Below are 26,301 nucleotides of genomic sequence, written 5' to 3' on the forward strand. Positions count from 1 at the left end.
CTGTCACGCCGCTGTTTCGGGTAGGGCGGAGCGGGCCTGCGGGTTGCGGAGCGCGGGAAACAGGGGGCTGGACGAGGTAGTGAGCAGGGCATTCCATCCGTTGCACGGTCTCTGGCGGCGTCTTCCGGTCGAACAGAGGCGGCGGGGATTTGCGGCTCTGACGGCTCTGGCGGCGCCGAAAGTGTCGTTGCCGGCGCCGGTGTCCGATGGTCGTGTGATTGTCGGGGGCGAGATCGGGCGGGAGTCCGGGCTGGGCGAGGCGGCGCGGATCATGCTCCGGGCTTACGGGGCGTTCGGGGTTCCGGCGACGGCGCTTCGCGCGGGGTTGCTGGAGGGGACGGATCGTCCCGTGCCGGGGCCGGAGGGCGGGGACGGGCGCGCGGCGCTGGTGCTTTTTGTCAATTCTCCTTTTCTTCCGGCGGTTCTGCTGCGTCTGGGGCGCCGGTTTCTGCGGCATCGCCGGATTATCGGTTACTGGCACTGGGAATTGCCGACGTTGCCGCCGTTATGGCGGGTGGGGGCGGGCTGCGTGCATGAGGTATGGACCTCGTCGCGTTTCAGCGCTCAGGCGCTGGAGGGGCTGGCGCCGGGACGGGTGCGGGTTGTGCCGCATGCTCTGGCGGCGAATCCCGTGCGGCCGGCGGTGATGGACCGGGCGGCGTTCGGGCTGCCGGATGATGCGGTGATCGTACTGGTGTCGTTCAGTCTGGCGTCGAGTTTTGAGCGCAAAAATCCTCTGGCGGCGATCCGGGCGTTTCGGGCGGCGTTCGGGGACCGGTCCGACAGGATGTTGCTGCTGAAGGTGGCGCATGGCGGACAGTATCCGGAGGACATGGCGCGGCTGCGGGCGGCGATGGGCGGGGCCGCGAACATTCGTGTTGAGGAGCGGCTTTTTCCGGCTGATGAGTCTTATGCGCTGATTCACTGCGCGGATATTGTTCTGTCTCTGCATCGGAGCGAGGGGTTCGGTCTGGTTCCGGCGGAGGCCATGCTGCTGGGGCGGACGGTGATTGCGACGGACTGGTCGGCGACATCGGAGTTTCTCTCGGCGGATTGCGGGATTCCGTTGCCGTATCGTCTGATTCCGGCGCGGGATCCGCGCGGGGTTTTTGAGGCGGAGGGGGCGGTCTGGGCGGATGTGGATCTGCATGCGGCGGTGAGCGCGCTGCAGCGGGCGGCGGACGATGTTGCGTTGCGGCAGCGGCTTGGGGGGCGGGCGGCGGAGGTGGCGCGGGAGCGATTTTCCGGGGCGGAGCTGCTGGCGGCGACGCGGGCTTTGTCGCGGTTGCCGGGTCATGTGGCCGCGGGTGATGCCGGGGGGGCGCGTCTGGCTGAGGGGGCCGGATGAGCCGGGTTCTGGTCTGGCAGTGGGGGCGTCGGGGCGCGGGGCCGCGTTTTGCGCTGAATCTCGCGGAAGCGATCGACTCATTGCCGGGGCTGGATGTTGTGCTGTCGTTGTCGGCGCGGGCCGAGATTCTGGCGGGGGATAAAAAAGTCCCTGTCCGGATGCTGCCGATGGAGACGTATGGGAGTCTTCCGGGGCTGCTGATGCGGCTGTTGCAGGCGCCTGTTCTTGTGCCGCACATTATGCGGGCCGTGCGTGCCCGGAGGCCGGATTTTGCAATCTGCGCGATGACCGGGCCGCTCGATCTGCTGATGGCGGTGGCATTGCGGTGTTCGGGCGTGCCGTATGCCGTGGTGGTGCATGATGCGGTGATGCATCCGGGGGACGGGTTTCCGTTGCAGTTCATGTTGCAGCGTCTGCTGCTGTGGCGGGCGGACGTGATGGTGGTGCTGAGCCGGCATGTGGCGGCGCAGTTGCGGCAGCAGCGGGTGTTGCGGGGGCGGGAGATCGTGATGTCTTCGCATCCGCCGTTCGATTATTTTTCCGGCGGGGCGGGGGCTGTTGTTCTGTCGGCCGGGCGCGTGGCGGGGCCGGTGCGGTTTCTGATGTTCGGGCGGCTGCTGACGTATAAGGGGCTGGATCTGCTGGCCGCGGCGCTGGCGATGATGCCGGCGGGGCTGGCTTTTGAATGCCGGATTGTGGGGCACGGGCCTGAATCGGCGGCGCTGCGGGCGCTGGCGGGTCTGCCGCATGTGCGGGTTGAGAATCGATGGGTTCCGGAGAGTGAGATTCCGGCGCTGATTGCCTGGGCGGATGTGATGCTTCTGCCGTATCGCGAGGCGAGTCAGAGCGGGGTCGGGGCGATTGCGCTTTCGGCCGGGCGGTGGGTGGTCTCGACGAATGTCGGGGGGCTGCGGGAGCAGTTTCAGGACCGGTCGCGGGCGCTTTTATGTGAGCCGACGGCGGTGGCGTTCTGTGCGCGGCTGGTGGAGCTGGCGGAGAGGCAGCCGTTATTGCCTGAAGTGCCGGCCGATCCGGGAGAGGGGGGCTGGTCGGCGGTGGCGGCGCGGATGGTTGCGGATATTGAAAAGGCTCTGGTCGGCAGGGCGGCGATGGCGATCTGACGTTTTCCGGGGGTGTTCGGAAAGCTCAAAGAACGCGGCCTGGGTCTGGCTGGTTTCTGTCAAATCTGACCGGGAAATTTTCACAGTCACCGGACCGGCTGAGGGGGAACTGGGCATGGGCACAGGAAACGGGAGGTTCGTCCTGTCTTTGCCCGGACGGCATGCGCCGGAAATAAGAGCTCCGGCTTCTGATGTCATTCGGGTCCGTTATACCGTGGTTTTCCGGGAGTTCAGATCGGTCTGGTCCTCGCCGGTATTTGAAAACAGACTTGCGACCAGTTCCTCTTCATTATTCCTGAGTGTGGAGCCGGATGCTGTGTAGAGAGTTGTCGAAGACGACGAAGAGGCAAGAGTTACTTTTTGATCGCCGTTGACCAGTACTGCGCCCGGCAGGTCCTTCGCGGATGTTCCGTCAAAGCTGCTGTCAGCCGCAATGCGCATCACGCCACCATCGACGGCAAGCAGAACAGCCGGCCCGCTTGCATCGTACATATCCGTGGTGGAGGTTTCAGTGGTGGTCATTGATCCCCGGGCCGTGGTTACGGATGCCGAAGTGCTTGTTGAGGTCTCCGTATCCCCTTTTATCCCGCCCTCGTTTGCCAGAAACTGTTGGGCCAGTACGTAGCCCTGATACAGACTTACTGACATGATCCGATCCTCCTGAAAACATGACGACACCGAATTTTTTGTTCTATTTATTTATTAATAGTTAAATTTATATAGTATAACTGATACAGGCAGCTGGTTCAGGTTCCGTGAGGAGACTGACGATGAGTGATCTGTACTGGTTCACGGATGGCGCGTTTGCGACCCTTTTTCCCGGAAAGCCACGGCAGGGTCTCATATGGATGACCGTCGGGTGTTGAGCGGGGTCATCTTTGTCAATCGGAACGGTCTGCGCCGGGGGGAGATTCCGCGCGGGTATGGCCCGGACAGGACGTTCTGCAACCGCCGGAAACCCTGTGGAAAATCCATCGGATACGGCAGGCGACGCTATAAGCGCCGCAATCGTATCGGGATCATGTTCGGCAGGCTCAGGGAGCGACGGGTCGCCTCGGCTCGCGTTATGACAGAGACCTGACTGTCTTCTTCTCTGAGATCTGTCTCACCGCTGCCATCCTGTTCTGGTGATGATTCCTGACTCCGGGTGTGATGTTTGTTGTGGTATCGGAACGGAACGCCGGTGACATGGACGCGATGCGCGGGTTGTTTTACGACGGGAACGAACGGGCCTGTATTTTTGTGGCCTGCTGTCGTTCCGGGGAGACGTGTGCTGACTGAGTTCTCTTCTTCAGACGTGCCGGCTGGTGGGCGACTTTTGCGGTTTTTTTCGGCTGACCGGAGCCGGCCGCCGGTTACGACGATCGGACGCGAAGTTGTGGCGGCTTGTACCACATTCGGGGCCATGGGCTACGTGATGGTGGTTAATCCGCAGATTCTGTCGGTCACGGGTGTGGACCGGCATGCGCTGATCGTCATTACGGCGCTGGCCGCGATGGTGGGCTCGCTGATGATGGGGCTGGTCGGACGTCTGCCGGTGGCGCTGGCTCCGGCGATGGGCACGAACGCGGTTTTTGCCATGGCTGTGGCGCAGGGGCATGGGATTACCTATGGCACGGCGCTGGCCATGGTGCTGAGCGGCGCGCTGGTTTTCACGTTGTTTTCGGCCACGCGGCTGCGCGAGCATGTGGTGATGGCGTTTCCGGAGGCGGTGCGCACGGGGCTGCAATGCGGGCTGGGGCTGTTTATTGCCCGGATCGGGCTGAGGGGCGGGGGGCTGCTGACGTCGGGCGGACAGTTCGGCGATCTGCGGCAGCCGGCGGTGTTGCTGACTTTCGCGGCAGTTTTGCTGACGCCTGTTCTGGTGGTGCTGCGGGTGCCGGCGGCGATTCTGCTTTCGATTGTGGTGGTGACGCTGGCCGGGCTGTTTGTGCCGGGGGCGAACGGGCTGCCGCTGACGCATCTGCCGTCGGCGCTGCTGCGGGTGCCGCCGTGGCCGTCTGACTATGTCATGGGCTTCGATTTTGCCGGTTTCTTCGGGCATCTTGCGCTGTCGCTGCCGCTGGCGGGGTATTTCTTTCTGGGGGATTTCTTTTCGGCGACGGCGACGCTGATCGGGGTGACACGTCGGGCGGGCCTTATGGATGAGGCCGGACGGATTCCGAATGCGCGGGCGGCTTATCTGGCGGACGGGCTGGGGTCGATTGTCGGGTCCTGTCTGGGGAGTCCGACGGTGGCGGCTTATGTGGAGTCCGCGACCGGTGTGGAGAGCGGGGGCCGCACGGGGCTGGTGGCGGTTCTGGTCGGGCTGTTTTTTGCCCTGGCGACGTTTTTCTGGCCGCTGATCGCGGCGGTTCCGGCGCAGGCGACGACGGCGGCGTTGGTGATGGTGGGGGTGATGATGATGGAGGGTATTCGTCATCTTGACTGTTCACGGCTGGAAAATGTTGTGAGCGCCGTGCTGATCATGCTGCTGACGGTGACGACGGGGAATCTGGTTGTCGGGCTGGCGGCGGGGTCGTTCGCCTATACTCTGATGGCGCTGGTTCTGCGTATCCGGACGGGGCCTGTGCTGCTTCTGACGGATGCGTTGCTGGCGCTTTATCTGATCCTGAGTGCCGTGGCGCTCCACTCCTGACTGATTTTTTCTGACTCTGATCCATTTCCGAGGGGACCGGACATGACTTTTCCGATTGCGACATCTGCGGCTGATCCTGATGCTCCGGCGCTGCGCGACAGGGCGGTGCGTGCGGCGGCGGGGAAGCTGCCGTTCGACGTTCTGCTGAGCGGCGGTCTTGTGGCCGATATGGTGACGGGCGAGCTGCGGGAGGCGGATGTCGGTCTGGTTGGCGCGCTGATTGCGAGCGTTCATCCGCGAGGCAGCCGGCAGGACGCGGCGCGGGTTGTGGCGCTGGACGGCGCGGTTGTGGCGCCGGGGCTGATCGACACGCATCTGCATATTGAAAGTTCGATGATTACGCCCCGGAGTTATGCCGAGGTGGTGGTGCCGCAGGGGACGACGACGATCTGCTGGGACCCGCATGAGGTGGGGAATGTCGGCGGGCTGGAGGCTGTGCGCCGGGCTGTGACGGCCTCGCGGGATCTGCCTTTGCGTATTCTTGTTGAGGCGCCGTCCTGTGTGCCGTCGGCGCCGGGGCTGGAACGGTCGGGGGCGGTGTTCGATGTGGCCGCCATGACGGAGATGCTGTCCTGGCCGGAGGTGATCGGTGTGGCGGAAGTCATGGACATGCGCGGGGTGATCGAGCGGTCCGCGAATATGAGCGGCATTGTTCAGGCGGGGCTGGCGAGCGGCAAGACGGTGTTCGGTCATGCGAGGGATCTGAAGGACGCGCCGTTGCAGGCGTTCTGCGCGGCGGGAGTGGCATCCGATCATGAGCTGACGGGCGAGGCGGATGTGCTGTCCAAGCTGCGAGCCGGGCTGACGATTGAGTTGCGCGGGTCGCATCCGGGGATGGCGATCGAGGCGGTGCGGGCCTTTGAGAAGATCGGGCATGTGCCGCAGACGGTGACGCTGTGTACGGATGATATTTTCCCCGATGATCTTGTGACGAAGGGCGGGATTATCGAGCTGATGCGGGTGCTGGCTGGCGCGGGGATGAAGCCGGTTGATGTATTGCGTTGTGCCACGTTGAATGCGGCGCGCTGGCTGAAGCGGAACGATCTGGGTCTTGTCGCGCCGGGGCGGCGGGCCGATCTGGTGGTGTTCGGCGATCTGGACTCCTTTCCGGTAAGGCGTGTTTTTGTATCGGGCTGTGAGGTGGCGGCTGACGGTGCCATGACCGTGCCGGTGCGGCCGGACACGGAGCTGGCTCCAACGCAGACGATGCGGCTGGCGCCGGTGACGGAGGAGGTGTTCCGCATTCCGGCGCCGGGTGTGTCCGATGGGGGCACGGTGCGGATTCATACTGTGAATACGCCGCGTTTTACGCGATGGGCGGAGCGCGAGGCTGAGGTACGTGACGGTGCGGTGGTGGTGCCGGACGACTGCATTCTGATGGTGGTGTTCAACCGGTATGGCGCGTCGGCGAAGCCGGGGATCGGCGTGCTGGAGGGCTGGGGGGAGTGGCGGGGGGCGTTTGCTACCACGATCCTGCATGACAGCCACAATCTGGCGGTGTTCGGGCGTGATCCGGCTGATCTGGCGGCGGCGGCGAATGCGCTGATTGCGTGTGGCGGTGGCATGGCGGCGGTGATGGGTGGCAGGCCGGTGAGTGTGCTGGATCTGCCGGTATACGGACTGCTGTCGGAGGACCCGCCGGAGATGGTGGCGGAGCGTTTCGCGGCGCTGCGGGCGGCCTCGCTGGAGGTGGCGAGCGGGTTGTCCTATCCGCTGGTGAAGCTGGTGATCGGGGCGAGCCTGGCCTGCAATCCGGGGCCGCATGTGACGGATCTCGGGATCACGGACGGCATGAGCGGGAAGATCGTGACGGACAGTGTGATTGCCGGCGGGGAGGCGGAAGGCGTCGGGGTGTGAGTCTGGCAGGGCTCTGCCCGCACCCGGCAGGGGCCACAGGGCTCTGCACCCCGATTTGTGATGACTAAAAGGTTTCCAGAGGCCCCGGCCTTTGGTGGGTTTCAGGGCAAAGCCCTGAGAAAAGCAGCAACACTTAACGCGAACAGAGGCTCTTTTTTCGTTACGCCTGATCCCGACGGAAGATTTTGTGATCCGAAGCGGGCTCTGTTTGAGCGGCGTGTTGCGGGGAAGGCCGGTCTGAACGTTATCCCCGGCTTGTGCGGGCTGAATGTTCGGGGCGGTTTCGTGGGGCGGACGTGGGGGCGGCCTTCAGGACTCTTGTGAGATTGAAAGACGAGTCAGGCAAAACGCACGTGGCCGCGACCGCAGAATTCGTCCTCGACGGCGAGTGTTTTCAGGATGTCGGGGGAGATGTTGATGCGGTTTTCGGTGAAGGCCGTGAGCAGGGCGGTTCCGGCCGGGGCTGATGTGCGGAGGGTGTGCAGGACGTCCGGTCCCCAGGAGCGGATGAGGTCATGGCACCAGGCTGAGGCGCCGGCGAAGATGTCCTCAACGAGGGTGAGTTCCTGTCGGGGGCGGGTGTCCGGGGCGAATATGGGTTGTGGGAGGCTGGTTTCGCGGGTGTAGCCGATGGTCTGGCCGTGGGGGGCGGTCAGGACGGATTCGATGAAAAGCCCATGTCTGCGGCGGAAGGCTTCGGCATCCGGACCTGTGGCGAAGAGGCCGAAGGCGGTGCCGCCGGAGTTTTCGACAGCGGCGCAGGCGGTTTCCGCGGCCATGTAGAATCCGGTGAGGGGCAGGTTGAAGGTGGTCTGGAGGTGGCGCTGGATTGTGGCGCTGTAGCCGACATCGACGATCCCGTATCCGGGGTGTGTTTCGGGTGTGAGGCCGCAGGCGCGGGCGTAGGCGGTGAGGGCGTCGTGGGAAATGCGGGCCTGAGCGAGGATGTCGTCGCGCAGGAGGAGGGTCAGGTTGCGGACGGTGTCGCGATCTTCCGGGAGTACGACAGTGAGGTGGTGAAGGGGGCTGTCGGGCGGGATTTGGACGCCGAGGCGGGCGGTGAGGAGGCTGGCCATGGTGCCGCGAAAGCCGTCGCCGCTGGTGGTGAGGATATCCGGGTCGAACCGGATGGTCTGTGCGGCGCTGATGGCGACGCGGCGGGAGCAGTGGAAGTGCATCGCGTCGGGGATTTGCAGGGCGTATGTCTCGCGCAGGTCTCTGTAGAGGCGCGACAGGAAATAGCCTTCCCGTGACACGAACAGGAGTTTTTCGGTTCTCTCCGTGGCGGGGTGGGTGATGAGCTGCGCCATGAAGGAGAGGAGCAGGGGGCCGAACAGGGTGCGTCCGACTTCCTCCGGGGTTGTGAGTGTGCGCGGGACGGTCAGACGCCGGTCGGGTGTGCAGGCGAAGGGGGAGGCGAAGAGGTCGCTGACCAGGGGGCCGAGCAGGATGTCGCCGGCGAGGCGGCGTTCTTCCAGGGGCTGATCCGGGGGCAGGCTGGCGGGTGTGACGACGGCGGCGACGTCCGGGCCGATCGGGTTGAGGCGCAGCATGTTGAGGCCGGACATGACGTGGAAGTGGCGGATGCCGAGATCGTCGGCGCGCTGGATGTCGGCGTGTTCGTTGTCGCCGATATGGAGCAGGCCTGAGCTGTCTTCGGCGGCCTGGACGAGATCCCACATATCGCCGCGGTCTTTGCGGGCAAGGCGTTCCGACGAGAGGTAGATCTCGTCGATCAGGGGGAGGATACCGGTGCGTTCCAGGACGGGCGCGATGTCGTCGCGGCTGAGGAAGGTGTCGCTGATGAGAAGGGTGCGCCGGCCCTGTTCGCGGGCGTAGCGCAGGGCGTCGATGATCTCGGGTCGGGGGCGGAGCACGGCGCGGTCGGTTTCGACTTCGAGCTGGCGGGCGATGGTGAGGATGTTCTCGTTCCAGGCGGTGAGGGCGGCCAGGGCGCTGTAGATGTCGTCGAGGCCGACATCGTCGGTCCAGGCGAGGGCTTCGCGGGCGTTGTGTTCGGCCTGTTTGCGCAGGGCGACGAAGGCGGCGGGCGCGGGGGTGAGGTCCGGGAAGCGTCGGGCGAGGCGGGCGGCGACGTAATAATGGATGGTGTCGGGGGTGAGGGCGATGCGGGTGAGCAGAGTGTCGAACAGGTCGAAGGAGACGGTGCCGGCCTGACGGATGGCGGTGCGCAGATCGTCTTCCGAGCGGCGTTCGTACTGATCGAGGTCCATGCGTGAGTGACCGATGCGGATCAGCCCGGCTTCCGGGTCGTATTCATCGGTATGGCAGTCCTGGGAGCGGATGACGGGTTCCAGGATTCGGGTGATGGCGTCAGCGATGTTGCCGTTTTCCGGGATCTCGCGGGGGGTGTCCTCGGCGGGGAAGTCGGCTTCGCTCCAGGGCGTGTTGAGCAGGGGAGCGATGGCGTGGGTGCGCGCCCAGAACTGGCCTTCGGGCGGGTGGCTGAAATAGCCGGACGGCGCGCTGATGTTCATGCGGGCGAGCAGGGGGCGGGCGAGGTGATGGTTGCCGAGCCAGGTGCAGCGCCACCAGGGGGTTCTGGCTGACGGGGTGGTCTGGAGGAGGCCGAGGCGGGGTTCTTCCCGGAAGCGGTTGAGGATGGCGGCGATGGCGTCGGACCGGGACGGGAGGAGGCGGGCCAGGGTTTCGGGGTTTGTGTCTGTATGCAGGTGCAGCATCAGTTCATGGCCGCGCAGCGGGGTGGCGAAGGTGGTGAGGAACGGGCCGAAATGGCTGCCGTGGCGCCTTGCGACCCGGACGAGGACGGGAGCGGCTTTGAGTTCCGCGCGGGCGATACGGGCTTCGATCTCGTGTCGCTTTTCGGTGGTGTCCGTGGTGATGAGCAGGGTGAAGGTTTCGGGGAAGTGGCGGAGTCTGTCGAAGATGGCGTCGAGGATTTCGGGACGAGGGGCGTGGATGGTGACGGCGGCTTTTGGAGCGTCGGGGCGCAGGGGGCGGAGCTCGGTCGGGGCGACGGGGCCGGTGTCGTCGCGGAGCCGTGTGTCGCAGACGCCGTCCACCTGCTGGTTTTCGGCGATGCCGCACCGGAGGTAGTGCAGGAGGCCGTTGAGAGTGCCCGGTTCGAGATTCCAGTAGCGGTCGAAATAGCGTTGCGTGTCGAAGAGGGGGCCGGGGGAGAGGCGGCGGACGGTACCTTCGGTCAGAAAATGGCCGATCAGGTCTTCGGTGTTCCGCTCGTGTTCGGGCAGGCGGGCGCGGTACCAGTCCGGATCGAAGAGGCCTGAGGTCTGAATAAGGGTGTGGGGCGCGTCTGCCTTCCGGGCTGACAGGGCGGCGCGTCTGATGATCTGCATGGAACTTCCCTGGCGGCGTGGTCCGTTGGGGGTGGGATAGCATGCGCGGGCGGGGGTGTCGTCCCGGGGTGGAGGGTGTGGCGGGGGTCAGCGTCGCCTGACGGTGCAGAGCAGGGCGGCGAGCAGGGCTTCCAGGCTGAACAGGCCGATCCATTCGACGAGGGCGGCGCCTGTGTTGTCGCTGCGGGCGATCAGGAGGGCGCACTGGACGGCGAGGCAGAGAAAGCCGGTGAGGCGGAGGGCGCGTCGTTGCGGAAGGGAGAAGCGCGGGGCGGCCTCGCGATATGTTGAGCAGGCGAGGAGCAGGGTGGCGATGAGACCGGTCGGCAGGGCGAGCAGCATGTCAGGCGTGGCGCTGTTTCAGGAGGGATTGCCGGGCGGCCGTGGCGAAGGCTGCGGCGAGAGTGAGGGCGACGAGGGCTATGGCGATATCGACCGGGCGATGCCATGGGGCGCTGAGCAGCGACACGGTGGCGCAGCTCAGGGCGGCGAGGATCAGGAGCGCGGGCCAGGTTTTCGCGGCGGGCCGGAGTGCGGCGATGAGGAGCAGGGCTGCCCAGGTGATGAAGACGGCGCGGATTTCCAGCGTGGCGCGGCTGGCGAGGTCTGAAGGGATAAGGTGGCCGGCGATAAAATAGCTGGCGAAGGCGGTGGGGGTTCCGGCGAGGAAGCCTGCGTTCAGGCGTTCGACGAGCCGGGTGCTGAAGCGGGGAGTCCCGCGGGCGCGGCTGATGGTCCACAGGCGGAGGCCGGTTCCGATAAGGGCTGTCAGCATCAGGCCGGAGATGAAATAGAGCCAGCGAGTGACGGACGGGGCGAAGCGGGCGACGTGCAGGCCGTAGAGGACGTTCCAGGTTGTGATGGCGGGGCGGTGTTCGGTGTGTTCGGCGAGAATGGCGCCGGTGGGACCATCGAAGCTGATGGTGTGGCTGGTGATGCCGATGGTGTCGACGTTGCCGGCGGTGACGGTGATGACGGCGGCCCGGTCGCCGGGGTTTGCGACGACGATCTGTTCGATGCCGGTTTTGCCGAAATGCTGTTCGGCGGTTTGGAGGATGGGGATGACCGGCGCGAGCGGGGCGTGTTTGCCGGAGGCGGGGCGTTCGATGGCGCCCGGATTGAGGTCGTGCTGCGCGGCGGCGGGGTCGGTTCTGTAGACCGCATCGTTACCCCAGGGCATCAGCAGGCTGCCGAGGGTCATGGCACCGGTGAAGACGATCATCAGGTGGAAGGGCAGGGCGATGACGCCGAGGAGATTATGGGCATCGAGCCAGCTTCTCTGGCCTTTGCCGGGCCGGAAGGTGAAGAAATCGGCGAAGAAGCGGCGGTGGGCGACGATGCCGGTGATGAGGGTGAGGAGCAGGGCCATGGCGGCGAGGGCGGCGATGAGGCGGCCCCAGGGGTAGGGGAGCTGGAGTTCGAAATGGAAGCGGTAGAAGAACTCGCCGCCATGGGTGTCGCGGAGTGTGTCGGGACTGCCGGTGACAGGGTCGAGCGGGCGGAGGACGTAGCCGGTTTTGTCGGACCAGAAGGCGAGTGTGAACGGCGCGCGGGGTGTGGGGGCGGAGAGATACCAGGCGGGGGAATGGGGCGCGTGTGTGGTCAGCCAGGCGATGGCGGCGGCTGAGGCGGGCACGGGACTGACGGTTTCGTGTGTGAGTTCGGGGTGCATCCAGACGGTGATTTCCGGTCTGAAGACACTGAGGGTTCCCGAGAGGGCGATGGTGAACGCCAGCCATCCGGTGAGGATGCCGGACCAGTCGTGCAGCCAGGTCATGGCGGGGCGAAAGTTGCGTTTCATGCGGGCGGGGTCATCGGGGGCCGGGGCGGGTCATGCGTGTCTGTTTATCTTCGCCGCTTCAGCCGGGCCAGCAGGCGAGGGAGGCGAGCAGGGCCGCGACCAGGGCAAGGCCGGTGCAGAGGTATTTCAGGCTGTGGACGGCGAAGGCGGTCATCACGACCGGGGGCCAGACGAGCAGGGCGAGGATCATGCCGGTGGTGACGGCGTCGATGCGGGGCATGGGAAACCAGCGGGCGGCGGCGACGGAGATGAGGGCCGCGAGAATGTAGCCGCCGCCGGTGCCGGCCAGAGCGCGGGCGGCGATGTCGAGGCGGTAGCGGGCGGTGGTCATGAGGCTGGTCCTTGCGCGCCGGGGTGTCTGATGAGTGGCTGTGGCCGGCGCTTGTCCGGGCGGGGTTCTGTGTTTGCCGTACCGGCGTCTTTTGTCACGGGGTTTAACCGTAGCGGCGGGTGTTTGCGTTGCGTTTCCAGGGGATCGGGGCCGGGTTCTGTCGTGCTGGCCGGATCGTGGCGGCGCTGGCTCTGACCGGGGTTCAGCACGTTGCGGATATTCATTTCGTGCCGGTTGAGGGGGCGGGCTGTGCTGTTCCGCGTGTGATGTGGCCGCGGTGGGGACGGGTTTTCCGTCACGGTCAAATGAGGGCGGCTTGCTTTCAAGGTCTGTGTCTCACGGGGGCTGATTACTGCCACAAAATGAGAATGGGTCGCAATAGCAAAAAGAGATTTCGGGCAGGGAATGAGCGCCGGGGTGAATTTTTGCGGGGCTGCCTGACGGAGGTTTCGGGTTTCGGGTCCGGATCTGAAAACATGCTGATATGCGGGGGATGGATTACAATCCTGTTTTGTTGTTCGTATCGGGTCTGAATTGTCTTGCGGTGGTCGGTTCGCTTTGGATAACTGGCAGGAGCGCAGAGTGCGGGTTTCCGGTCGGGGTGACCCTGCCGGTGTCGGGAGACGGGGCATGAGCGACAGATCTGAAAGCGTTCTGAGGCAGATGGCCCCTGGCGGGGTGATACGAACGGCCATCAATCTGGGGAATCCGGTTCTGGCGCAGAAAGACGCGGCCACGGGGACGCTTCAGGGTGTGTCGGTGGCGCTGGCCCGTGAAGCTGGGCGCAGGCTGGGTGCGGAGGTAGCGTTTCGGACGTTTGATTCGGCCGGGAAGGTATTTGAGGCTGTGCCGGGCGGGGAGCTGGATCTGATGTTTCTGGCGATCGATCCGGTCCGGGCGACGGAGATTCTGTTTACGTCGCCCTATGTGGTGATTGAAGGGACGTATCTGGTCCGGAAGGCCTCGCCTTTGCGGGATGTGGCGGAGTTTGACCGGGAGGGGGTACGGATCGCGGTTGGCCGGGGGGCGGCTTACGATCTGTATCTGAGTCGGGCACTGCGGCATGCGACGCTGGAGCGGGCGGCGACGTCGGCGGCGGCGATCGATCTGTTTGCGGAGGTGGGGCTGGACGCGGCGGCGGGGGTCAGGCAGCCGTTGCAGGCCTATGCGGCGCGACATCCGGGGTTTCGTGTGATTGACGGTCGGTTTACGGCGATTGAGCAGGCGGCCGGGGTGCCTGTCGGGCGTGAGGCGGCGCGGGCGTGGTTGCAGGCGTTTATCGAGGATGTGAAGGCGTCGGGGTTTGTGGCGGAGGCGCTGGCGGCGAGCGGGCAGGGGTCGGCGAGTGTGGCGCCGGCGTGCGCGGGGTGAGTGTCGTGCTCTGATGGGACGTTTGTTTCGGTGCGGCGGGCTAAAGCCGTTTATTTGTCTCCGGACCGTCTTTGCGGCATGACGGGGCACGATTATCAGACGCTCCACCTTACTTAATCAGCGGGTTTTTTTATGTCAGAACGCCTTCCTCCTGATCCTGGCGAGAGAGCCGTGCCGGTCAGAGCCCTTACACATTCGGGAAATTTTCATCTCGATGAGACGATGGGGTATGTGATTCTTCACTACGCCTTTGCGCCGGAAGGGGATCTGCGCGGTCGGGTTCTCGGTGAAAAATCTCCTGGCGACCGGCTGGAATTCGTACGGACGAGGTCTCCCGAGCGCATTCAGGAGGCTGACATCGTGTTCGATGTGGGCGGTGTGTACGATCCGGCGCGGGGGCGTTTCGATCATCACATGAAGGACAAGCCGCTTCGTGATGACGGTTCTCCTTACAGTGCGGCTGGGTTGCTGTGGAAGGAGTACGGGCTTGCGGCGCTCCGTAATCTTGTCACGACGTCGCTGGACGAGGAGGCGCTGGCGACGCTCTGGCAGAGTCTTGATAAATCGCTGATTCTGCCGATTGATCTGGATGATAACGGTGTGGCGAAGATGGGCAGGCTGTCGCTGGCGGATATTGTCTCGGCCTGTGGTCCGGCCTGGGATACCGCGGAAGTGTATGGTATCGGGGAGGCCCGGAAGAGGGAATCTCTGGGATTTGCGAATGCCGCGACGACGGTGGCGGGGCATCTGGTGAATGTTGTCGACCGGATGAGGGCGGGTCTGAAGGCGACCAGCCGGATTCTGGCGGCTTATGAGGCGGCGGAGGATAAGCGGATTCTCGTTATGGACACGGGGATGCCGACGGAGAAGGTGATTTTCGAACGCGATCTGCCGGTTGTTTATGTCGTGTCGCCGGCGGGGCCTGACCGGTGGAATGTGAAGGCGATTCCGCCGGTTCGCGGAGATTTCGGGCAGCGGGTTTCGCTTCCGGAGGCGTGGCGGGGGCTGGACGGGCAGGCGCTGGCGGAGGTGTCCGGGGTTCCGGACGCGGTGTTTGCGCATCCGGCCCGGTTTATCTGCGGGGCTGCCAGCCGGGAGGGTGCGGTCAGGATGGCGTGTCTGGCGCTGGAAATCGATGCCGCGCTGAAGCCTGCGGGGTGAGGTTTTCAGCCAGGCGTTCCGACTGACGCAACCGGAGGGCTGCCCGGGAGTTTAATGAGCTCCATGGGATGGATGCCTCGTTTTATGTGCGATCAGTTCAGTCGGTCTTTGCTGGTTGTTGCCATTCCTGTTCGTGATGAGGCGGAGAAGATCGGGGTCTGTCTGCTGGCGCTTGCCGGGCAGATGGGGGCGGCTGTCGATCATGTGGTTCTTCTGCTGAATAACTGCACGGACCGGACGCGGAGTGTTGTTGCCGGACTTGCGTCGTCCCTGCCATTTGGTCTGACGGTTGTGGAGCGGACTTATCCGCCGGAACTGGCTCATGCCGGGTCCGCGCGGCGGGAGGCTCTGGCTGTTGCGGCGGAGATAGCCGGGCCGGCGGGATTTTTGTTCACCACGGATGCGGATGGTTGTGTGGCGCCGGACTGGCTGGCGCGCAATCTTGAGGCGTTTGCGGCCGGGGCGGCTGCGGTGTGCGGGCGGGCGGTGATCGATCCGGTGGAGGCGCGCGCGATTCCGGCCTGTCTGCATGAGGATGACGCGGCGGAGGTGGCTTACGGGACGTTGCTCGATCAGATCCATGATCTGGTCGATCCTGACCCTGCTGATCCCTGGCCACGGCATACGGAGCATTCGGGTGCGAGTATTGCGGTGAGTGTTGCGGCGTGGAAGCGGGCGGGCGGGGTTCCGGCTTTGCCGCTTGGCGAGGATCGCGGGTTTATCGCGGCATTGCGGCAGGTGGATCTGCCGCTTCGGCATGCGCCGGATGTTCTGGTGACGGTGTCCGGGCGGACGACCGGGCGGGCGCGGGGCGGGATGGCGGAGACGATTGCCCGCAGAATACGATGTCAGGATGAGATGCTGGATGATGCTCTGGAGCCTGCGGTGGTGTGTCTGCGACGGGCTCAGGCGCGGGTCTGGCTGAAGTCGCTCATGGGGGCGGCCGGGTGGACGGAGGAAACGACGGACAGTTTGCGCGGTCTGGCGGCATTTCTGGTTTTGCCGTTTGAGGATGTCATGGTGCAGACGGAGGCGCATTTTTGCGGGCGGGCCTGGTCGGTGCTGGAGCGGATGAGTCCGGTGTTGCGGCGACAGATGGTCCGGCGTTGCGATCTGGGATGGCAGCGCGCGCAGGCCGAGGCGATCGTGAGAGATCTGATTGTGCGGGAGAGGGTGTTGCCGCTGGTGACGCATTGTCCGCCGGAGGCGGGGAACCGGGTCTCCGTGGGTGAGATGGTCAGGTAAGGCGGTCGAAGCGACAGGTTTCGCGACGGTCGGCGGGGTGAGTGGTCAGACCCTGCGTGCGGCAGAATTCGATGAAGAGATCGGCGGCGGTGTCTCCGGTGCAGGGGGTGTTGGTGGGGCCGGTCCAGTTGACGAGAATGATCGGGGTGTGGGGGCGTCGGATGGCGAGGCAATGCTGTGCGAGATGCAGGATGTCGGCCGGGGCGAGGAAGTAGAGCAGTTCCGAGATCAGAATCAGATCGCAGCTTTCCCGAGGGAGAGTGGGGAACTCATCCGGAAGTCTGGCGCGGCGGAACGTGACATTCGGGAATGTGGCGCAGCGCCGGCGGGCGTGGGTGAGGGCGGTTTCCGCGATATCGACGGCGAGCAGGTGTTTGCAGCGGGGCGTCAGGGAGGCGGTCAGGACGCCGATGGAGCAGCCGAGTTCGAGGGCCTGATCGAACGGGCCGGGGCCGGTGAGGGCAAGCGTGGTTGCGTATTTGTCCTGTTCATACGGGCTGGTTTCGAACCCCCAGGGGTCGGGGTTCTGTTTGTAGAGCTGTTCGAAGACGTTGCGGGGCCAGGTTTTTGCGGTCATGGATGAAGAAAGACCTCGTAAGGGGCATCGAAGATGCTGAGGAGTGTCTCGGGGAGCCGGAAAGCCTGCGGGTCGTCGGTGATGAGGTTGCCGTACTGGCTTTCGTGCAGGTGGATGGCGCGGGTTTTGATGGTCTGGAATGGCGTGATGTCGAGGCGGAAGCCTTTGGGGGGTGGTTCGTCGATGTTTGTTTCGGGCGGGATCAGCCAGCCCCAGACGGGGTAGGCGAAGAGAGCGATGTTAAGGGTGTTGCTGATGGTGACAGCCATTTTCCATGCGGATTCATGATCGCAATGGGGATCGTGTCGCCAGGGCGCGAGGAGTGTGGTGCTGTTCGTGGTGCGGGCAAGTTTTGTGAGGTGGTGAACGGCGTGATCGAAATCCGGGCCGTCATGCGGGGCCTGGGTATCGTGAAGGCGGAGAAAAACAAGGTGGTGATCGGGCAGGCCGAGGCAGGCGGTGGCATTGCGGGCTTCCTGTTCGCGCTGCGCGCGGAGACGGGAAGCGGGCCAGGTGAGGGAGTTGGGATGTGAGCCGGTGCCGTCTGTCAGGATGACGATAACGGGGGGGCGTCCGGCGGCGCAGAGGGTTGCGATAAGGCCGCCGCAGCCGAGGCTTTCGTCATCGGCGTGGGGGACGAGGATCAGGGCGGTGCCGGGGGCGATGTCGTCCGGTGTGCCGACAGGCAGCGTGCGGAAGGCGGTTTGAATCTCTCCGGCTTTCATGATCGCGGCGGGTCGCGGCGGGTGAAATGGGCGGCGGCTTCAGCGAGGGTTTCGTCCGGGGCGGGCTGGCGGAGATAGGTGGCCAGATCGCGCATGATGCGTTCGACGACATTGGATTTGATGAAAGCGGAGAGGCCGAGGCCGCGCTGGGTGAGTTCGAGCACGTCCAGCCCGGCGCGTTCGACGGCGATGCGGGCGAGGTTGACTGTTGCGGCGGCATCGGCGGGGGCGATTGTGTCGTCATCCGCGACGAGCGCGGCTTTGCGGGTCCAGAGGGCGGCGGTTTCGCGGGCGATGAGGGCTTCGCCGATACGGGCGCGCTGATAGGGGTTTGAATCGCGGCCACGGGTAACGAGCTGGGCGCGGAGAAGGGTGACGAGGCGGTCGATGCCGCCGAGCGCGACGGCCATGCCGCGCCAGGCGCCGGCGGAGAATTCGGGCTGGCGGAGATAGTCGCCGGGTTCTCCGACGATGGCATCGGGGGTGGTTCTGAAGCCGGTGAAACTGAAGCGTCCGGTTCCGGAGCCGCGCATGCCTGACAGGCTGACGACGGAGGACGATGTCTGGCGATTGTTGCCGACCGGGACGACCAGCATGCAGGTTCCGCTTTCCGGCAATTCGGCGGTGATGAGGGGGTGGGTGACGTGCAGGGCTCCGGAGGCGAAGGATTTCTCACCTTCAAGTGAGAGGCCTGCTTCTGTGCGGACGAGGCGGACGGGGTTTGTGGTTTCGGTGACCCAGATCCCGCAGAGGGCGCCGTTGCGGATATGTGTGGCGAGCTGGCGGAGATGGGCCGGGGTGCCGTAGCGGGCGACCAGGCGGATGGCGTTGATATGGCCTTCCAGGAGGCGGCCGAGGGGGAGGCTGGCCTCGCCGGTGAGGCGTAGCAGGTGGAGGAGGCCGGTAGCGCCGCCGGGATCGGTGCCGAAACCGCAGCCGTCGAGAGATTTTGGCAGGGCGGCGGAAAGGGCGCCCAGGCTGCGGATGAGGGTGAGGCCGCCGGCGGGAAAACTGCCGTCGCGGTCATTTTCCGTGGCTTCGGCTTCGAGTTCGGGAAGGCAGGCTTTCAGGCTCTCGAAGGGAAAGGTCATTGGTACGGGGGCCTAACCGGAATGGGGATATGTATGAGAAGCGTGAAAAGATGGCGCGGGTTGCATGGCAAGGAAAAAACGACTGTGAATCCGGTCGTGTGCGGGGTGGTGTGATGTATTTTTATCTGGTTTCAGGTTGTTGTTCTGATTAGATACGGAGCGTATTTTTGATATTGCAGTGGTAATAAAATATCAATAAAATTAGTATTAAAGTAAAATTATTATTTATAAATTTCCTTGCGTGTTTAATTTTTTATTTACAAAAATTATGTAATTTAATTGTCTGGGATTTAATTAATTTTCATAGAAGGTAGGTGGTATTTAATGTCAGTGATAATCGGATTCAGAACTCACATCTGGAATGATGACATTGAATATATAGCCCGACGATTAAAAGGAGCGTTTTCAAAAGCTGATTTTGTTATTTTAGCAGATGAAACACACCAGACGTTAGATACGGGATCGCTTCCAAAGATTACTCATACAGCAGATTTTTCAGAGTTCGGATTGCCGTCAGTTCCGGACTGGAATGTGTTATGGCACAATGGTGATTATCCTTTGTATGTTCTGCGTCGGGCATTTCCGGACATTACCCATTATCTTATGGTTGAAAATGATGTTCTCGTTAATTTTGATCTGGATGTATTGTTAGATTATATACAAAAAAACAATATTGATCTGGTTGTTCATCAGATTGAAAAAACGTCTTCTGAATGGGGTGGTTATGCGAGCATAGCTGAATATTTTTCCAACCCGATGAAATGTCTTTTTCCATTTATTGCGATCTCAGGGCGGGCAATAGATGTATTGTATAAAAACAGAATAAATCATGCGCGGATGTTTCTGGAAAAGAAAACTTCTCAGTGGCCTTATTGTGAGGGTTTTATTGCATCATCCATCATGGAGGATGAAAATTTATCAGTAAAAGATATTTCTGAATTTTGCGATCCTGAGCATTATAGTTTTAATGGCTGTTACCATTACCTTGACCGCGAAGCTAATATTCATGGAACAATCTGTCACCCGGTGAGGGGGATCGGTTTTGTTCAGAGGCGTCTGGATGAAGATGGTCCGGATATCATTTTCGATCGCAACTCTGTTCTTCGCAGAGGATTATCAAATTTAAAGCCACGGGATTTTTATAATACGCTTTACAGAGCAGTTGTGGGAACAAAAAGGATAGATAAAGTTAATCAGTTTAATGATATAGCGTTGCAGGAAGGGTGGATTATGAAACCGGAGTCAATCAACCGGGCTCTTGGGGCGAAATCATCTCAGTCTTCTGTTTGTCAGTATTCAAGGGTTCAGGACGTATGTCTTGATGCGGAAGGCGCCGTGAGTGGTGTTCCGGGGAAGGATCATTTTTTTCATACTGATCTGGAATTCTCTCCATGGTGGAAGGCTGAATTGTATCAGTCAGTTAATATAAAGCATATTATTATATATAACCGTTCGATTCATAAAGAAAGAGCTTCAAAAATTCATGTTGAGATTTCGGAAAATGATCAGGACTGGGTAACTGTTGCCTCCTACCCGAATGGAATTATATTTGATGGCATTGGTGGTGTGCCTCTCGTTATCTGTGTGAATAGTATAATGGCGCGATTTATTAAAATAAGTCTTCTTGATGAGAACTTTCTTCATTTAAGTCAGGTCGAGGTGTACGATCAATAGCAGGATTACACTGCATTTAACGTTTTTAGATTCAAAATTTAGATCGGGATTGGGACGGCAGCGGCGCGACGGATTGCCGGGAAAGAGGCCGGAAGAGCCACCGTCTTCAGTGGAGAGCGAATAGTCCGGGCACGTCACCAGAGGAAAGCGCGCGGATCGGGCATCGAAAGTATTTTTAATTTTATGGTTATAAAACCTGCTGGCTGAGGTTCTTGCCAAACCATAGCCAGCAGGTTTTATAAAGAGACTATATTCGGAAGTCTGTGATCCCGGGTGGAATTTGCGGGAATTCTTAAGCGTCAGAAAATAAAATCCTGAAATCTGTCATTTAATAAATCCGGTTCAGATCAGGTTGAATTTTTCCGGGTGCGGGAAAGCCCTTGTCCTATTCCTGCTTCGGTACGAAATCTCCTGTGCTGTAAACGGTTTTTCCGCCTACCATTGTCAGAAGGACATGTGTGCCGGCGATGTCGTTTGCGGGGATGGTGGTGACGTCACGATCCAGGATGATGAGATCAGCGAATTTTCCGGGTTCCAGTGAGCCGGCGACGGTGTCTGAGCGGAGTTCGTAGTTTGAGTTGATGGTGATGGCGCGCAGGACGCTGTTACGGGACAGGCCCGGTTCGGTTCCGAGGGGGCGGGCGTATTGCGGGCCGGCATCGGGAGCATTGGTGCGGGTGACGCCGACTTTCAGGGCGAACCATTCGTTCAGCGGGTCCACGGGCCAGTCGCTGCCGTAGGCGATGCGGGCGCCGGTCTGTTCGAGCAGGGCGGCGGGTTCCATGTCGCGGAACCGGTCCGGGCCGAGATAGTCGCGGGCGCCTTCGATGGTGTCGGGCGCCTGTTTTTCCCACTGGAAGGACAGGACGGGGATGGCATTGAGCTGTTTGTAGCGGGGTCGGTCCGCGGGGTCGACGAGTTCGTCATGGGCGATGGCGGGGCGGAAGGTGTTGCCGGGGAGCGCCTGGCGGGTGGCTTTGATGGCATCGAGGGCGATTCGGACGGCGCCGTCGCCGTCGGCGTGCAGGTGGGGATCGAAGCCTGCCTCCACGACGGCTTTCAGGAGCGGAGCGAGAACTTCGGGCGGGAAGTAGGGGGCCGGGCCGTATGAGGTGCCGGGCCGCCAGTCGGGATGGGTCGCCGTGCCTTTATTGACGAAATAGGGCGCGAGGACGCGGCCGGTCAGGGCCGGGGCGCTGATGACGCCGTCCATGAAAAACTTGACGTTGCGGACGGTGATGGCTGGCGCGGTTTGCAGGGGGCCCTGATCATATTGTGCGGCGATGTCGCGCAGGCGGCGGATGTTGCCGTCAATGTCTTTTGCCTCGCCGGGGGAGATGAGGGGAGCGAAGTGGGCGCGGGCAGTGAGGTGGCCGCTTTTTTGCAGGGCGGAGAAGGCGGAGAGGTCTTCGGTGAGGGCCCAGGCGTCCAGGAAGCCGGTGATGCCCTGGGCGCGCATGGCTTTGAGGGCGGCGTCGGCGGCGGCGATGTCATCCTGCGCGGTGGGTTTCGGGAGGACGGCTTGCATGAGGGTCTGGGCGGTGTCTTCCAGGTTTCCGGCTGGCTGGCCGCTGGAGTCGTGGACGATTTCGCCGCCTGCGGGGGCCTGGGTTTGCGCGGTGATGCCGGCGGCTTTGAGCGCGGCGGAGTTGGCGAGGATGGAGTGGCCGAAGGTGGAGAGCACGATGATGGGGTGCTGGCTGTCGACGGTGTCCAGGGCCTGTTTTGTCAGCCGTGTGCCTTCCGGTTTCATGGCTTCCTGGAACCAGTTGCGGACGATGAGCCAGCCGTCGGTGGTGTGCATGGCGGGACTGGCGGCGCATGTCCGGATGCGGCTGGTGAACTCGCCGGCGGTGAGGGCGAGGTAATCGAGTGAGCAGCCGACGAGGTTCCGGCCGCCATGGAGCGGGTGCATGTGGCCGTCGGTGAGGCCGGGCATGACCATATGGCCTTTCAGGTCGATGCGTTTTGTGTGGGGGCCTGCATGGGCGGGGGCGTCCCGGTCGGAGCCGGTCCAGGTGATGCGGCCGTTGCTGATGGCGAGGGCCTGGCGGACGCTGTTCCCGCTGTCGATTGTGTGGATGGCGCCGTTGGTGAGGAGGATGTCGGCGGGGGGTGTTGCGGCCTGTGTGGTGGCGATGTGCGCGGTGGTGGCGAGGAGAGCGGTCGTGAAGAGGGCGGTGAGGCGGTGCATGAGTGGGTCCGGTGCGGTGGAGCGGGGAGAAATGTGTCGGTCGGGTCTTTGGGGACGTCTGAAAAGGCGGACGCGTTATTCTGTTACAGAAACGATAACGGGAAATTTGCCGGAGTTACAGCCCGATTGGAGTAACGGCCGGAATATTCCGGATGAGTTTGCCGGGTGCGGCGGGGCTGGCGCCCTGGACGGTTCTGTCCGGCTGCGTTTCGGTCGGTCCGCTTTTCCGGAGTGGTCGGATCGCGGGTGTCTGACCGGGACGAGACGGTGAATCGCCATCAGGCTATGCGGTGGGCCTGATTTAAGGGGATCAGGAAAGACCTTCGCCGGGGCCGTCGGGCGGGATGAAGCAGCGGTATTGCTCGCTGCGGATTGTGTCGCTGAGGAGGAGGAGGCGGGCTTCGCCGGGCCAGGTCGGGCCTTCGAGCCAGCCGCCGCCGGTGAGGACGCGCCGGATGCTGGTTCCGGAGAATGTGAGGGCTTTGAAAGAGGGATCGAGGGCGATCACGTCCGGGTCGGGGAGGCAGCCGGTCGAGGCTGTTCCGCCCCGACTTCGGGGTGGCCAGGTGGTGACATCGGGGGGCTGGCTTTGCGGGGTTGCCGCGGAGGCGGTTGTGCAGGTCCGGCCCGCGATGGTGGCGCTCAGTGTGCCTGTGAGGAAAGCGCGTCGTCCTGAAAGCATCGTGCTGTAAGTCTCCGGGTCTTTCTGGTGAGGCTGCTTTTTGTGGTGGCAGCGCGACCTGATTCTCTCCGGCCGAGGGTCGGTGGATGTTCGGTCCTCGTCAGGGAAAGCGGGTGCAACAGCCTGTGAGATGACTGGCCCGGCTTCTGTTTCGGGGTGGCCGGGCGGGTGCATCTTTCCGGGCGTACTTTTCTTTGCGTGACGGTTCGGGCAGCATATGCGGCATGAGCGATATGTCTGAAAAACTGATTTCTCCCTTGCTTCCTCTGGTTCGCAGGCTGGATGCGGAGCAGGCCCACCGGCTGGCGATCGACGCGCTGATGCTCGGGGTGGGGGTTCCGCCTGTGTCTGTCAAAGACGATCCGGCGCTGGCGATCCGGACGCTGGGGATGCGGTTTCCCAATCCGATCGGGATTGCGGCCGGGTTCGACAAGGATGCGCGTGTGCTGCGTCCGCTGGCGCGGCTGGGATTCGGGTTTGTTGAGGCCGGGACGGTAACGCCGCTTCCGCAGTCGGGCAATCCGAAGCCGCGTCTGTTCCGTCTGGTGGAAGATCGGGCGATTATTAACCGGATGGGGTTTAACAATCAGGGTATTGACCGGGTTGCGGTGCGGCTGGCGCGGCTGTTCCGGGGTCGGGCGCGGCATCCGATGGTGCCGGTGGGCGCGAATATCGGGATCAACAAGAGCGGCGCGGACCCGGAGCGGGATTATCCGGAGCTGATCCGGCGAGTGAAGCCTTATGTGGACTATATCGTTCTGAACCTGTCCTCGCCGAACACGCCGGGTTTGCGGGCGTTGCAGGGATCGGAGCGTCTGGCGGGGCTGCTGTCGGCGATTGCGGCGCAGCATGCGGAGCGGCCGCCTTTGCTGATCAAGCTGGCGCCGGATCTGTCTGCGGAGGAACTGGGGCCGATTGTGGAGGCGGCTGTGGCTGGCGGCGCGCAGGGGCTGATTATCGGCAATACGACGCTGGCGCGGCCCTCCGGACTGCGGAGTTCGCATGCGTCCGAGGCGGGCGGCTTGTCGGGGAGGCCTCTGAAGCAGAAGGCGCTGGAGGTTCTGCGTGAGGTGGCGCGGCAGGCGGACGGGCGGCTGGCACTGGTTGGTTGCGGCGGGATTGAGACGGGCACGGATATTGTTGCGCGGATACGGGCCGGGGCGGATCTGGTGCAGGTTTACACGGCGTTTGCTTATGACGGCCCGGCCTTGCTCGGGCGTCTGAAGCGGGAGGTTCTTACGATCCTGCGGGAGCAGGGGGTTGAGTCTCTCGGGGATCTGAAAGGTGCTGATGTGGGGGTGCGGTTATGAGCGGGCGTCGGATGGAGGTTTTGTCGGGCGTTTCAGCGCTGGCTGACCGGTATGACGGGTATGTCGTTGATCTCTGGGGAACGGTGCATGACGGGGTGCAGCCGTATCCGGGGGCGGTTGACTGTCTGAAGGCGTTACGCGCGGCGGGGAAGCGGGTTGTGCTGCTTTCGAATGCGCCGCGTCCGGCGGCGGTGATCCGAGAGCAGCTTGCGGGTCTTGGCGTTGATGAAGGGCTTTATGACGGGGTGATGACGTCGGGGCAGTTTACCTGGCAGTTGTTATCTTCGCGTGGAGATAAAGCATTTTATAAAGACTGGCCGTGGCTTGAGGGGATCGGGTCACGGGTGCTGCATCTTGGCGGCGACCATGATCTGTCTCTGTTAGAGGGGCTGGGTCTGACGCTTGCGGATCATCCGGGTGATGCGGATTTTGTTCTGAACACGGGGCCGGACGAGCGGCGGGGCAAGACGGATATTGAGCCGTATCTGGAACCGCTGGCGGCGTGCGCGCTGCGTGATCTGCCGATGGTGTGCGCCAACCCGGATCTGGAGGTGATCCGCGGGGGGGAGCGTCTGATCTGCGCCGGTCTGCTCGGGAAAGTTTATGAGCAGAAGGATGGCGTCGTTCACTGGATCGGCAAGCCTTATGCGGCTGTTTACGAGCCCGTGATGGAGATGCTGGGTGTGCCACGGGAGCGGGTTATCGGCGTTGGCGATGCGCTGGCGACGGATATTCGCGGCGCGGAGGCGGCGGGAATTGCCGGTTTATGGGTTCTCGGGGGGATTCACGGGGAAAAACTCGGAGATGATCCGGTGCTGGCGCAGGAGGAAGCGGACGGTGCCGGTCTGGCGCCGGTGGCGACGGTGCCGACATTTGTCTGGCAGGCGCGATGAACGCCTGAAATGCGAGGGAGACCGGAATCCTCCGGAACGCGGTGTGTTTTTGTGGATCGGGTTCATGGATGTCTGATTTTTGGCGGAAATGCGTAAATCAGCACTGGTCCATTGCGATTTTTGTAGCGTGCGGTGAGCGGAAGCGAGCAGTCTGAGCACAGAGGCAGACCTGCTTTACGGGAGACTGTTTCCGTGACCGACAATATGTTGAAACCCTGGTTTGCGGCAAAGCGATATGGCTATGGGGCGGGCTGGCCTGTTGCCTGGCAGGGGTGGGTTTTGCTGCTGGTGTTTGTGTGTGCGCTGGTGGAGATTATTGCTCTGGTTTCGGGGTGGAGGCAGAGTCTGGCGATTTTTGGGACTACGGTGGTTTTCGGAGGCATTGCTTCGCGGAAAACAGTGGGTGGCTGGCGCTGGCGATGGGGCAGGTGATGGTTTATTCCGGCTCTGTTCGTGTCCGGCGGGGAGCGTCACGCGAAGGCGTGGCAGGCATGATGGTTTCTGTACTCCGTTTGTGAGGACTGAAAGGTTTCCGGAGGCTCCCGGTCTTTGGTGGGTTTCAGCGCAATGTCCAGAGAAAAGCAGCAACATTGAATGAGAACCAGGCCATCGCTTTTTGTCGCGCGTGTGTCGTCCGGAAGATGCGTTTGTCTGTCACGCTTCTTGTCAGAGGCGGGCTTTTAGCGGCTGGTGTTTGGCGGAGCGCGCCGGTTGAAGCCGGATGTGCCTGAAATTGCGGGCAGACCGGATGTTTTCTGATCGTCCTCAGTTTCTTCGCCGGTTTTCCTTAACGGTCATAAGAGGCTGGGGCTGATCATTTGAAAGTCTTGTTTGCTTCTGATCTTCTTACAGATCTTTGAAGGTCTGTTATTTGTCTTCCACGGGTTTGTATAAAGGCAGGTTCTGATTTTATTCAGTATAATGCTGAATAACATAAATATAAG

At 62.6% G+C, this 26,301-nt stretch carries 21 protein-coding genes and 1 pseudogene; 12 read left to right on the forward strand and 10 right to left on the reverse strand.

The genetic code is table 11. The annotated features are described in order from the left end of the window. The first annotated feature begins 79 nt into the window (after positions 1-79). Both GOB90_RS05885 and GOB90_RS05890 read left to right on the forward strand, forming a co-directional pair. On the forward strand, positions 80-1,348 hold the full coding sequence (locus tag GOB90_RS05885; RefSeq protein WP_373322131.1) for a glycosyltransferase: 1,269 nt from the start codon (positions 80-82) through the stop codon (positions 1,346-1,348). Continuing rightward, the gene (locus tag GOB90_RS05890) at positions 1,345-2,469 is read left to right on the forward strand and encodes a glycosyltransferase (RefSeq protein ID WP_146885612.1); all 1,125 of its coding nucleotides are present in this window, start codon (positions 1,345-1,347) and stop codon (positions 2,467-2,469) included. Before GOB90_RS05885 ends, GOB90_RS05890 begins: the two co-directional genes overlap by 4 nt. 207 nt (positions 2,470-2,676) lie before the next feature. On the opposite strand, the gene GOB90_RS05895 is transcribed toward GOB90_RS05890, so the two are convergent. Then, positions 2,677-3,117, reverse strand: a complete 441-nt coding sequence (locus GOB90_RS05895; protein WP_146885610.1) for a hypothetical protein — start codon at positions 3,115-3,117, stop codon at positions 2,677-2,679. A 122-nt stretch (positions 3,118-3,239) separates the two neighbouring features. Between GOB90_RS05895 and GOB90_RS19770 the strand changes: the two are divergent. From GOB90_RS19770 to GOB90_RS05910, 3 genes and pseudogenes are all read left to right on the forward strand, one after another. Beyond that, positions 3,240-3,421: pseudogene (locus GOB90_RS19770) on the forward strand (transposase); the annotation flags it as partial. A 318-nt stretch (positions 3,422-3,739) separates the two neighbouring features. Beyond that, positions 3,740-5,107, forward strand: coding sequence for an NCS2 family permease (locus tag GOB90_RS05905; protein WP_146885608.1), 1,368 nt, complete (start codon positions 3,740-3,742; stop codon positions 5,105-5,107). Between the two features lie 42 nt (positions 5,108-5,149). Next, positions 5,150-6,964: an adenine deaminase gene (locus GOB90_RS05910; RefSeq protein ID WP_146885605.1), complete on the forward strand. Its 1,815-nt coding sequence runs from the start codon at positions 5,150-5,152 to the stop codon at positions 6,962-6,964. Between the two features lie 338 nt (positions 6,965-7,302). On the opposite strand, the gene GOB90_RS05915 is transcribed toward GOB90_RS05910, so the two are convergent. The 4 genes from GOB90_RS05915 to GOB90_RS05930 all read right to left on the reverse strand — a co-directional run bounded on the left by GOB90_RS05915 (position 7,303) and on the right by GOB90_RS05930 (position 12,434). Continuing rightward, positions 7,303-10,302, reverse strand: a complete 3,000-nt coding sequence (locus GOB90_RS05915; protein WP_146885603.1) for a rhamnan synthesis F family protein — start codon at positions 10,300-10,302, stop codon at positions 7,303-7,305. Between the two features lie 87 nt (positions 10,303-10,389). Then, positions 10,390-10,644, reverse strand: coding sequence for a hypothetical protein (locus GOB90_RS05920; protein ID WP_146885601.1), 255 nt, complete (start codon positions 10,642-10,644; stop codon positions 10,390-10,392). A gap of 1 nt (position 10,645) precedes the next feature. Then, a complete protein-coding gene (locus tag GOB90_RS05925) occupies positions 10,646-12,103 on the reverse strand; it encodes a PepSY-associated TM helix domain-containing protein (protein ID WP_173571949.1) in 1,458 nt (485 codons plus the stop codon). A gap of 58 nt (positions 12,104-12,161) precedes the next feature. Next, positions 12,162-12,434, reverse strand: coding sequence for an iron transporter (locus GOB90_RS05930; protein ID WP_146885599.1), 273 nt, complete (start codon positions 12,432-12,434; stop codon positions 12,162-12,164). Between the two features lie 630 nt (positions 12,435-13,064). Between GOB90_RS05930 and GOB90_RS05935 the strand changes: the two genes are divergently transcribed. From GOB90_RS05935 to GOB90_RS05945, 3 genes are all read left to right on the forward strand, one after another. Further along, a complete protein-coding gene (locus tag GOB90_RS05935; protein WP_146885597.1) occupies positions 13,065-13,805 on the forward strand; it encodes a transporter substrate-binding domain-containing protein in 741 nt (246 codons plus the stop codon). Positions 13,806-13,937: 132 nt separating this feature from the next. Next, a complete protein-coding gene (locus GOB90_RS05940; RefSeq protein ID WP_146885595.1) occupies positions 13,938-14,966 on the forward strand; it encodes an MYG1 family protein in 1,029 nt (342 codons plus the stop codon). 63 nt (positions 14,967-15,029) lie between these two features. Then, complete coding sequence (locus GOB90_RS05945) at positions 15,030-16,211, forward strand: glycosyltransferase (RefSeq protein ID WP_242011828.1); 1,182 nt, start codon at positions 15,030-15,032, stop codon at positions 16,209-16,211. Here the strand turns inward: GOB90_RS05945 and GOB90_RS05950 are convergent. Genes GOB90_RS05950 through GOB90_RS05960 form a run of 3 tightly spaced genes read right to left on the reverse strand, consistent with a single transcriptional unit; the run spans position 16,204 to position 18,604 of the window. Next, the gene (locus GOB90_RS05950; protein ID WP_146885591.1) at positions 16,204-16,788 is read right to left on the reverse strand and encodes a class I SAM-dependent DNA methyltransferase; all 585 of its coding nucleotides are present in this window, start codon (positions 16,786-16,788) and stop codon (positions 16,204-16,206) included. The two genes, GOB90_RS05945 and GOB90_RS05950, sit on opposite strands and share 8 nt — an antisense overlap. After that, positions 16,785-17,513 carry a PIG-L deacetylase family protein gene (locus GOB90_RS05955; protein ID WP_146885589.1) on the reverse strand — a complete coding sequence of 243 codons (729 nt, stop codon included), beginning with the start codon at positions 17,511-17,513 and terminating at the stop codon, positions 16,785-16,787. Before GOB90_RS05955 ends, GOB90_RS05950 begins: the two co-directional genes overlap by 4 nt. After that, positions 17,510-18,604: an acyl-CoA dehydrogenase family protein gene (locus GOB90_RS05960; protein WP_146885587.1), complete on the reverse strand. Its 1,095-nt coding sequence runs from the start codon at positions 18,602-18,604 to the stop codon at positions 17,510-17,512. The genes GOB90_RS05955 and GOB90_RS05960 overlap by 4 nt, the downstream gene beginning before the upstream one ends. A gap of 324 nt (positions 18,605-18,928) precedes the next feature. On the opposite strand from GOB90_RS05960, the gene GOB90_RS05965 reads away from it, so the two are divergent. After that, positions 18,929-20,278: a discoidin domain-containing protein gene (locus GOB90_RS05965; RefSeq protein WP_146885585.1), complete on the forward strand. Its 1,350-nt coding sequence runs from the start codon at positions 18,929-18,931 to the stop codon at positions 20,276-20,278. Positions 20,279-20,663: 385 nt separating this feature from the next. Here GOB90_RS05965 and GOB90_RS05970 read toward each other — a convergent pair whose 3' ends face one another. Further along, entirely contained in the window at positions 20,664-22,472 is a 1,809-nt protein-coding gene (locus GOB90_RS05970; RefSeq protein ID WP_146885583.1) for an amidohydrolase, read from the reverse strand. Positions 22,473-22,782: 310 nt separating this feature from the next. Beyond that, positions 22,783-23,154 (reverse strand): hypothetical protein, encoded by a 372-nt coding sequence (locus GOB90_RS05975; protein ID WP_146885580.1) that lies wholly within the window; start codon positions 23,152-23,154, stop codon positions 22,783-22,785. Positions 23,155-23,378: 224 nt separating this feature from the next. Here GOB90_RS05975 and GOB90_RS05980 point away from each other — a divergent pair, with 224 nt between their 5' ends. The 3 genes from GOB90_RS05980 (at position 23,379) to GOB90_RS05990 (ending at position 25,789) form a co-directional block, all read left to right on the forward strand. After that, positions 23,379-24,464: a quinone-dependent dihydroorotate dehydrogenase gene (locus tag GOB90_RS05980; RefSeq protein WP_146885578.1), complete on the forward strand. Its 1,086-nt coding sequence runs from the start codon at positions 23,379-23,381 to the stop codon at positions 24,462-24,464. Then, positions 24,461-25,357 (forward strand): TIGR01459 family HAD-type hydrolase, encoded by an 897-nt coding sequence (locus GOB90_RS05985; RefSeq protein WP_146885576.1) that lies wholly within the window; start codon positions 24,461-24,463, stop codon positions 25,355-25,357. The genes GOB90_RS05980 and GOB90_RS05985 overlap by 4 nt, the downstream gene beginning before the upstream one ends. Before the next feature lie 192 nt (positions 25,358-25,549). After that, positions 25,550-25,789: a hypothetical protein gene (locus GOB90_RS05990; protein WP_261765909.1), complete on the forward strand. Its 240-nt coding sequence runs from the start codon at positions 25,550-25,552 to the stop codon at positions 25,787-25,789. Positions 25,790-26,301 lie beyond the last annotated feature (512 nt).

This window comes from Acetobacter oeni (assembly GCF_011516825.1).
Lineage (GTDB): Bacteria > Pseudomonadota > Alphaproteobacteria > Acetobacterales > Acetobacteraceae > Acetobacter > Acetobacter oeni.

Bases quoted from the DNA above. Each gene is read 5' to 3' on its own strand.
- GOB90_RS05890 (WP_146885612.1), top strand. From the start codon at position 1,345: ATGAGCCGGGTTCTGGTCTGGCAGTGGGGGCGTCGGGGCGCGGGGCCG.
- GOB90_RS05895 (WP_146885610.1), bottom strand. From the start codon at position 3,117: ATGTCAGTAAGTCTGTATCAGGGCTACGTACTGGCCCAACAGTTTCTG.
- GOB90_RS05910 (WP_146885605.1), top strand. From the start codon at position 5,150: ATGACTTTTCCGATTGCGACATCTGCGGCTGATCCTGATGCTCCGGCG.
- GOB90_RS05915 (WP_146885603.1), bottom strand. From the start codon at position 10,302: ATGCAGATCATCAGACGCGCCGCCCTGTCAGCCCGGAAGGCAGACGCG.
- GOB90_RS05920 (WP_146885601.1), bottom strand. From the start codon at position 10,644: ATGCTGCTCGCCCTGCCGACCGGTCTCATCGCCACCCTGCTCCTCGCC.
- GOB90_RS05925 (WP_173571949.1), bottom strand. From the start codon at position 12,103: ATGAAACGCAACTTTCGCCCCGCCATGACCTGGCTGCACGACTGGTCC.
- GOB90_RS05930 (WP_146885599.1), bottom strand. From the start codon at position 12,434: ATGACCACCGCCCGCTACCGCCTCGACATCGCCGCCCGCGCTCTGGCC.
- GOB90_RS05935 (WP_146885597.1), top strand. From the start codon at position 13,065: ATGAGCGACAGATCTGAAAGCGTTCTGAGGCAGATGGCCCCTGGCGGG.
- GOB90_RS05940 (WP_146885595.1), top strand. From the start codon at position 13,938: ATGTCAGAACGCCTTCCTCCTGATCCTGGCGAGAGAGCCGTGCCGGTC.
- GOB90_RS05945 (WP_242011828.1), top strand. From the start codon at position 15,030: ATGGGATGGATGCCTCGTTTTATGTGCGATCAGTTCAGTCGGTCTTTG.
- GOB90_RS05950 (WP_146885591.1), bottom strand. From the start codon at position 16,788: ATGACCGCAAAAACCTGGCCCCGCAACGTCTTCGAACAGCTCTACAAA.
- GOB90_RS05955 (WP_146885589.1), bottom strand. From the start codon at position 17,513: ATGAAAGCCGGAGAGATTCAAACCGCCTTCCGCACGCTGCCTGTCGGC.
- GOB90_RS05960 (WP_146885587.1), bottom strand. From the start codon at position 18,604: ATGACCTTTCCCTTCGAGAGCCTGAAAGCCTGCCTTCCCGAACTCGAA.
- GOB90_RS05965 (WP_146885585.1), top strand. From the start codon at position 18,929: ATGTCAGTGATAATCGGATTCAGAACTCACATCTGGAATGATGACATT.
- GOB90_RS05970 (WP_146885583.1), bottom strand. From the start codon at position 22,472: ATGCACCGCCTCACCGCCCTCTTCACGACCGCTCTCCTCGCCACCACC.
- GOB90_RS05975 (WP_146885580.1), bottom strand. From the start codon at position 23,154: ATGCTTTCAGGACGACGCGCTTTCCTCACAGGCACACTGAGCGCCACC.
- GOB90_RS05980 (WP_146885578.1), top strand. From the start codon at position 23,379: ATGAGCGATATGTCTGAAAAACTGATTTCTCCCTTGCTTCCTCTGGTT.
- GOB90_RS05985 (WP_146885576.1), top strand. From the start codon at position 24,461: ATGAGCGGGCGTCGGATGGAGGTTTTGTCGGGCGTTTCAGCGCTGGCT.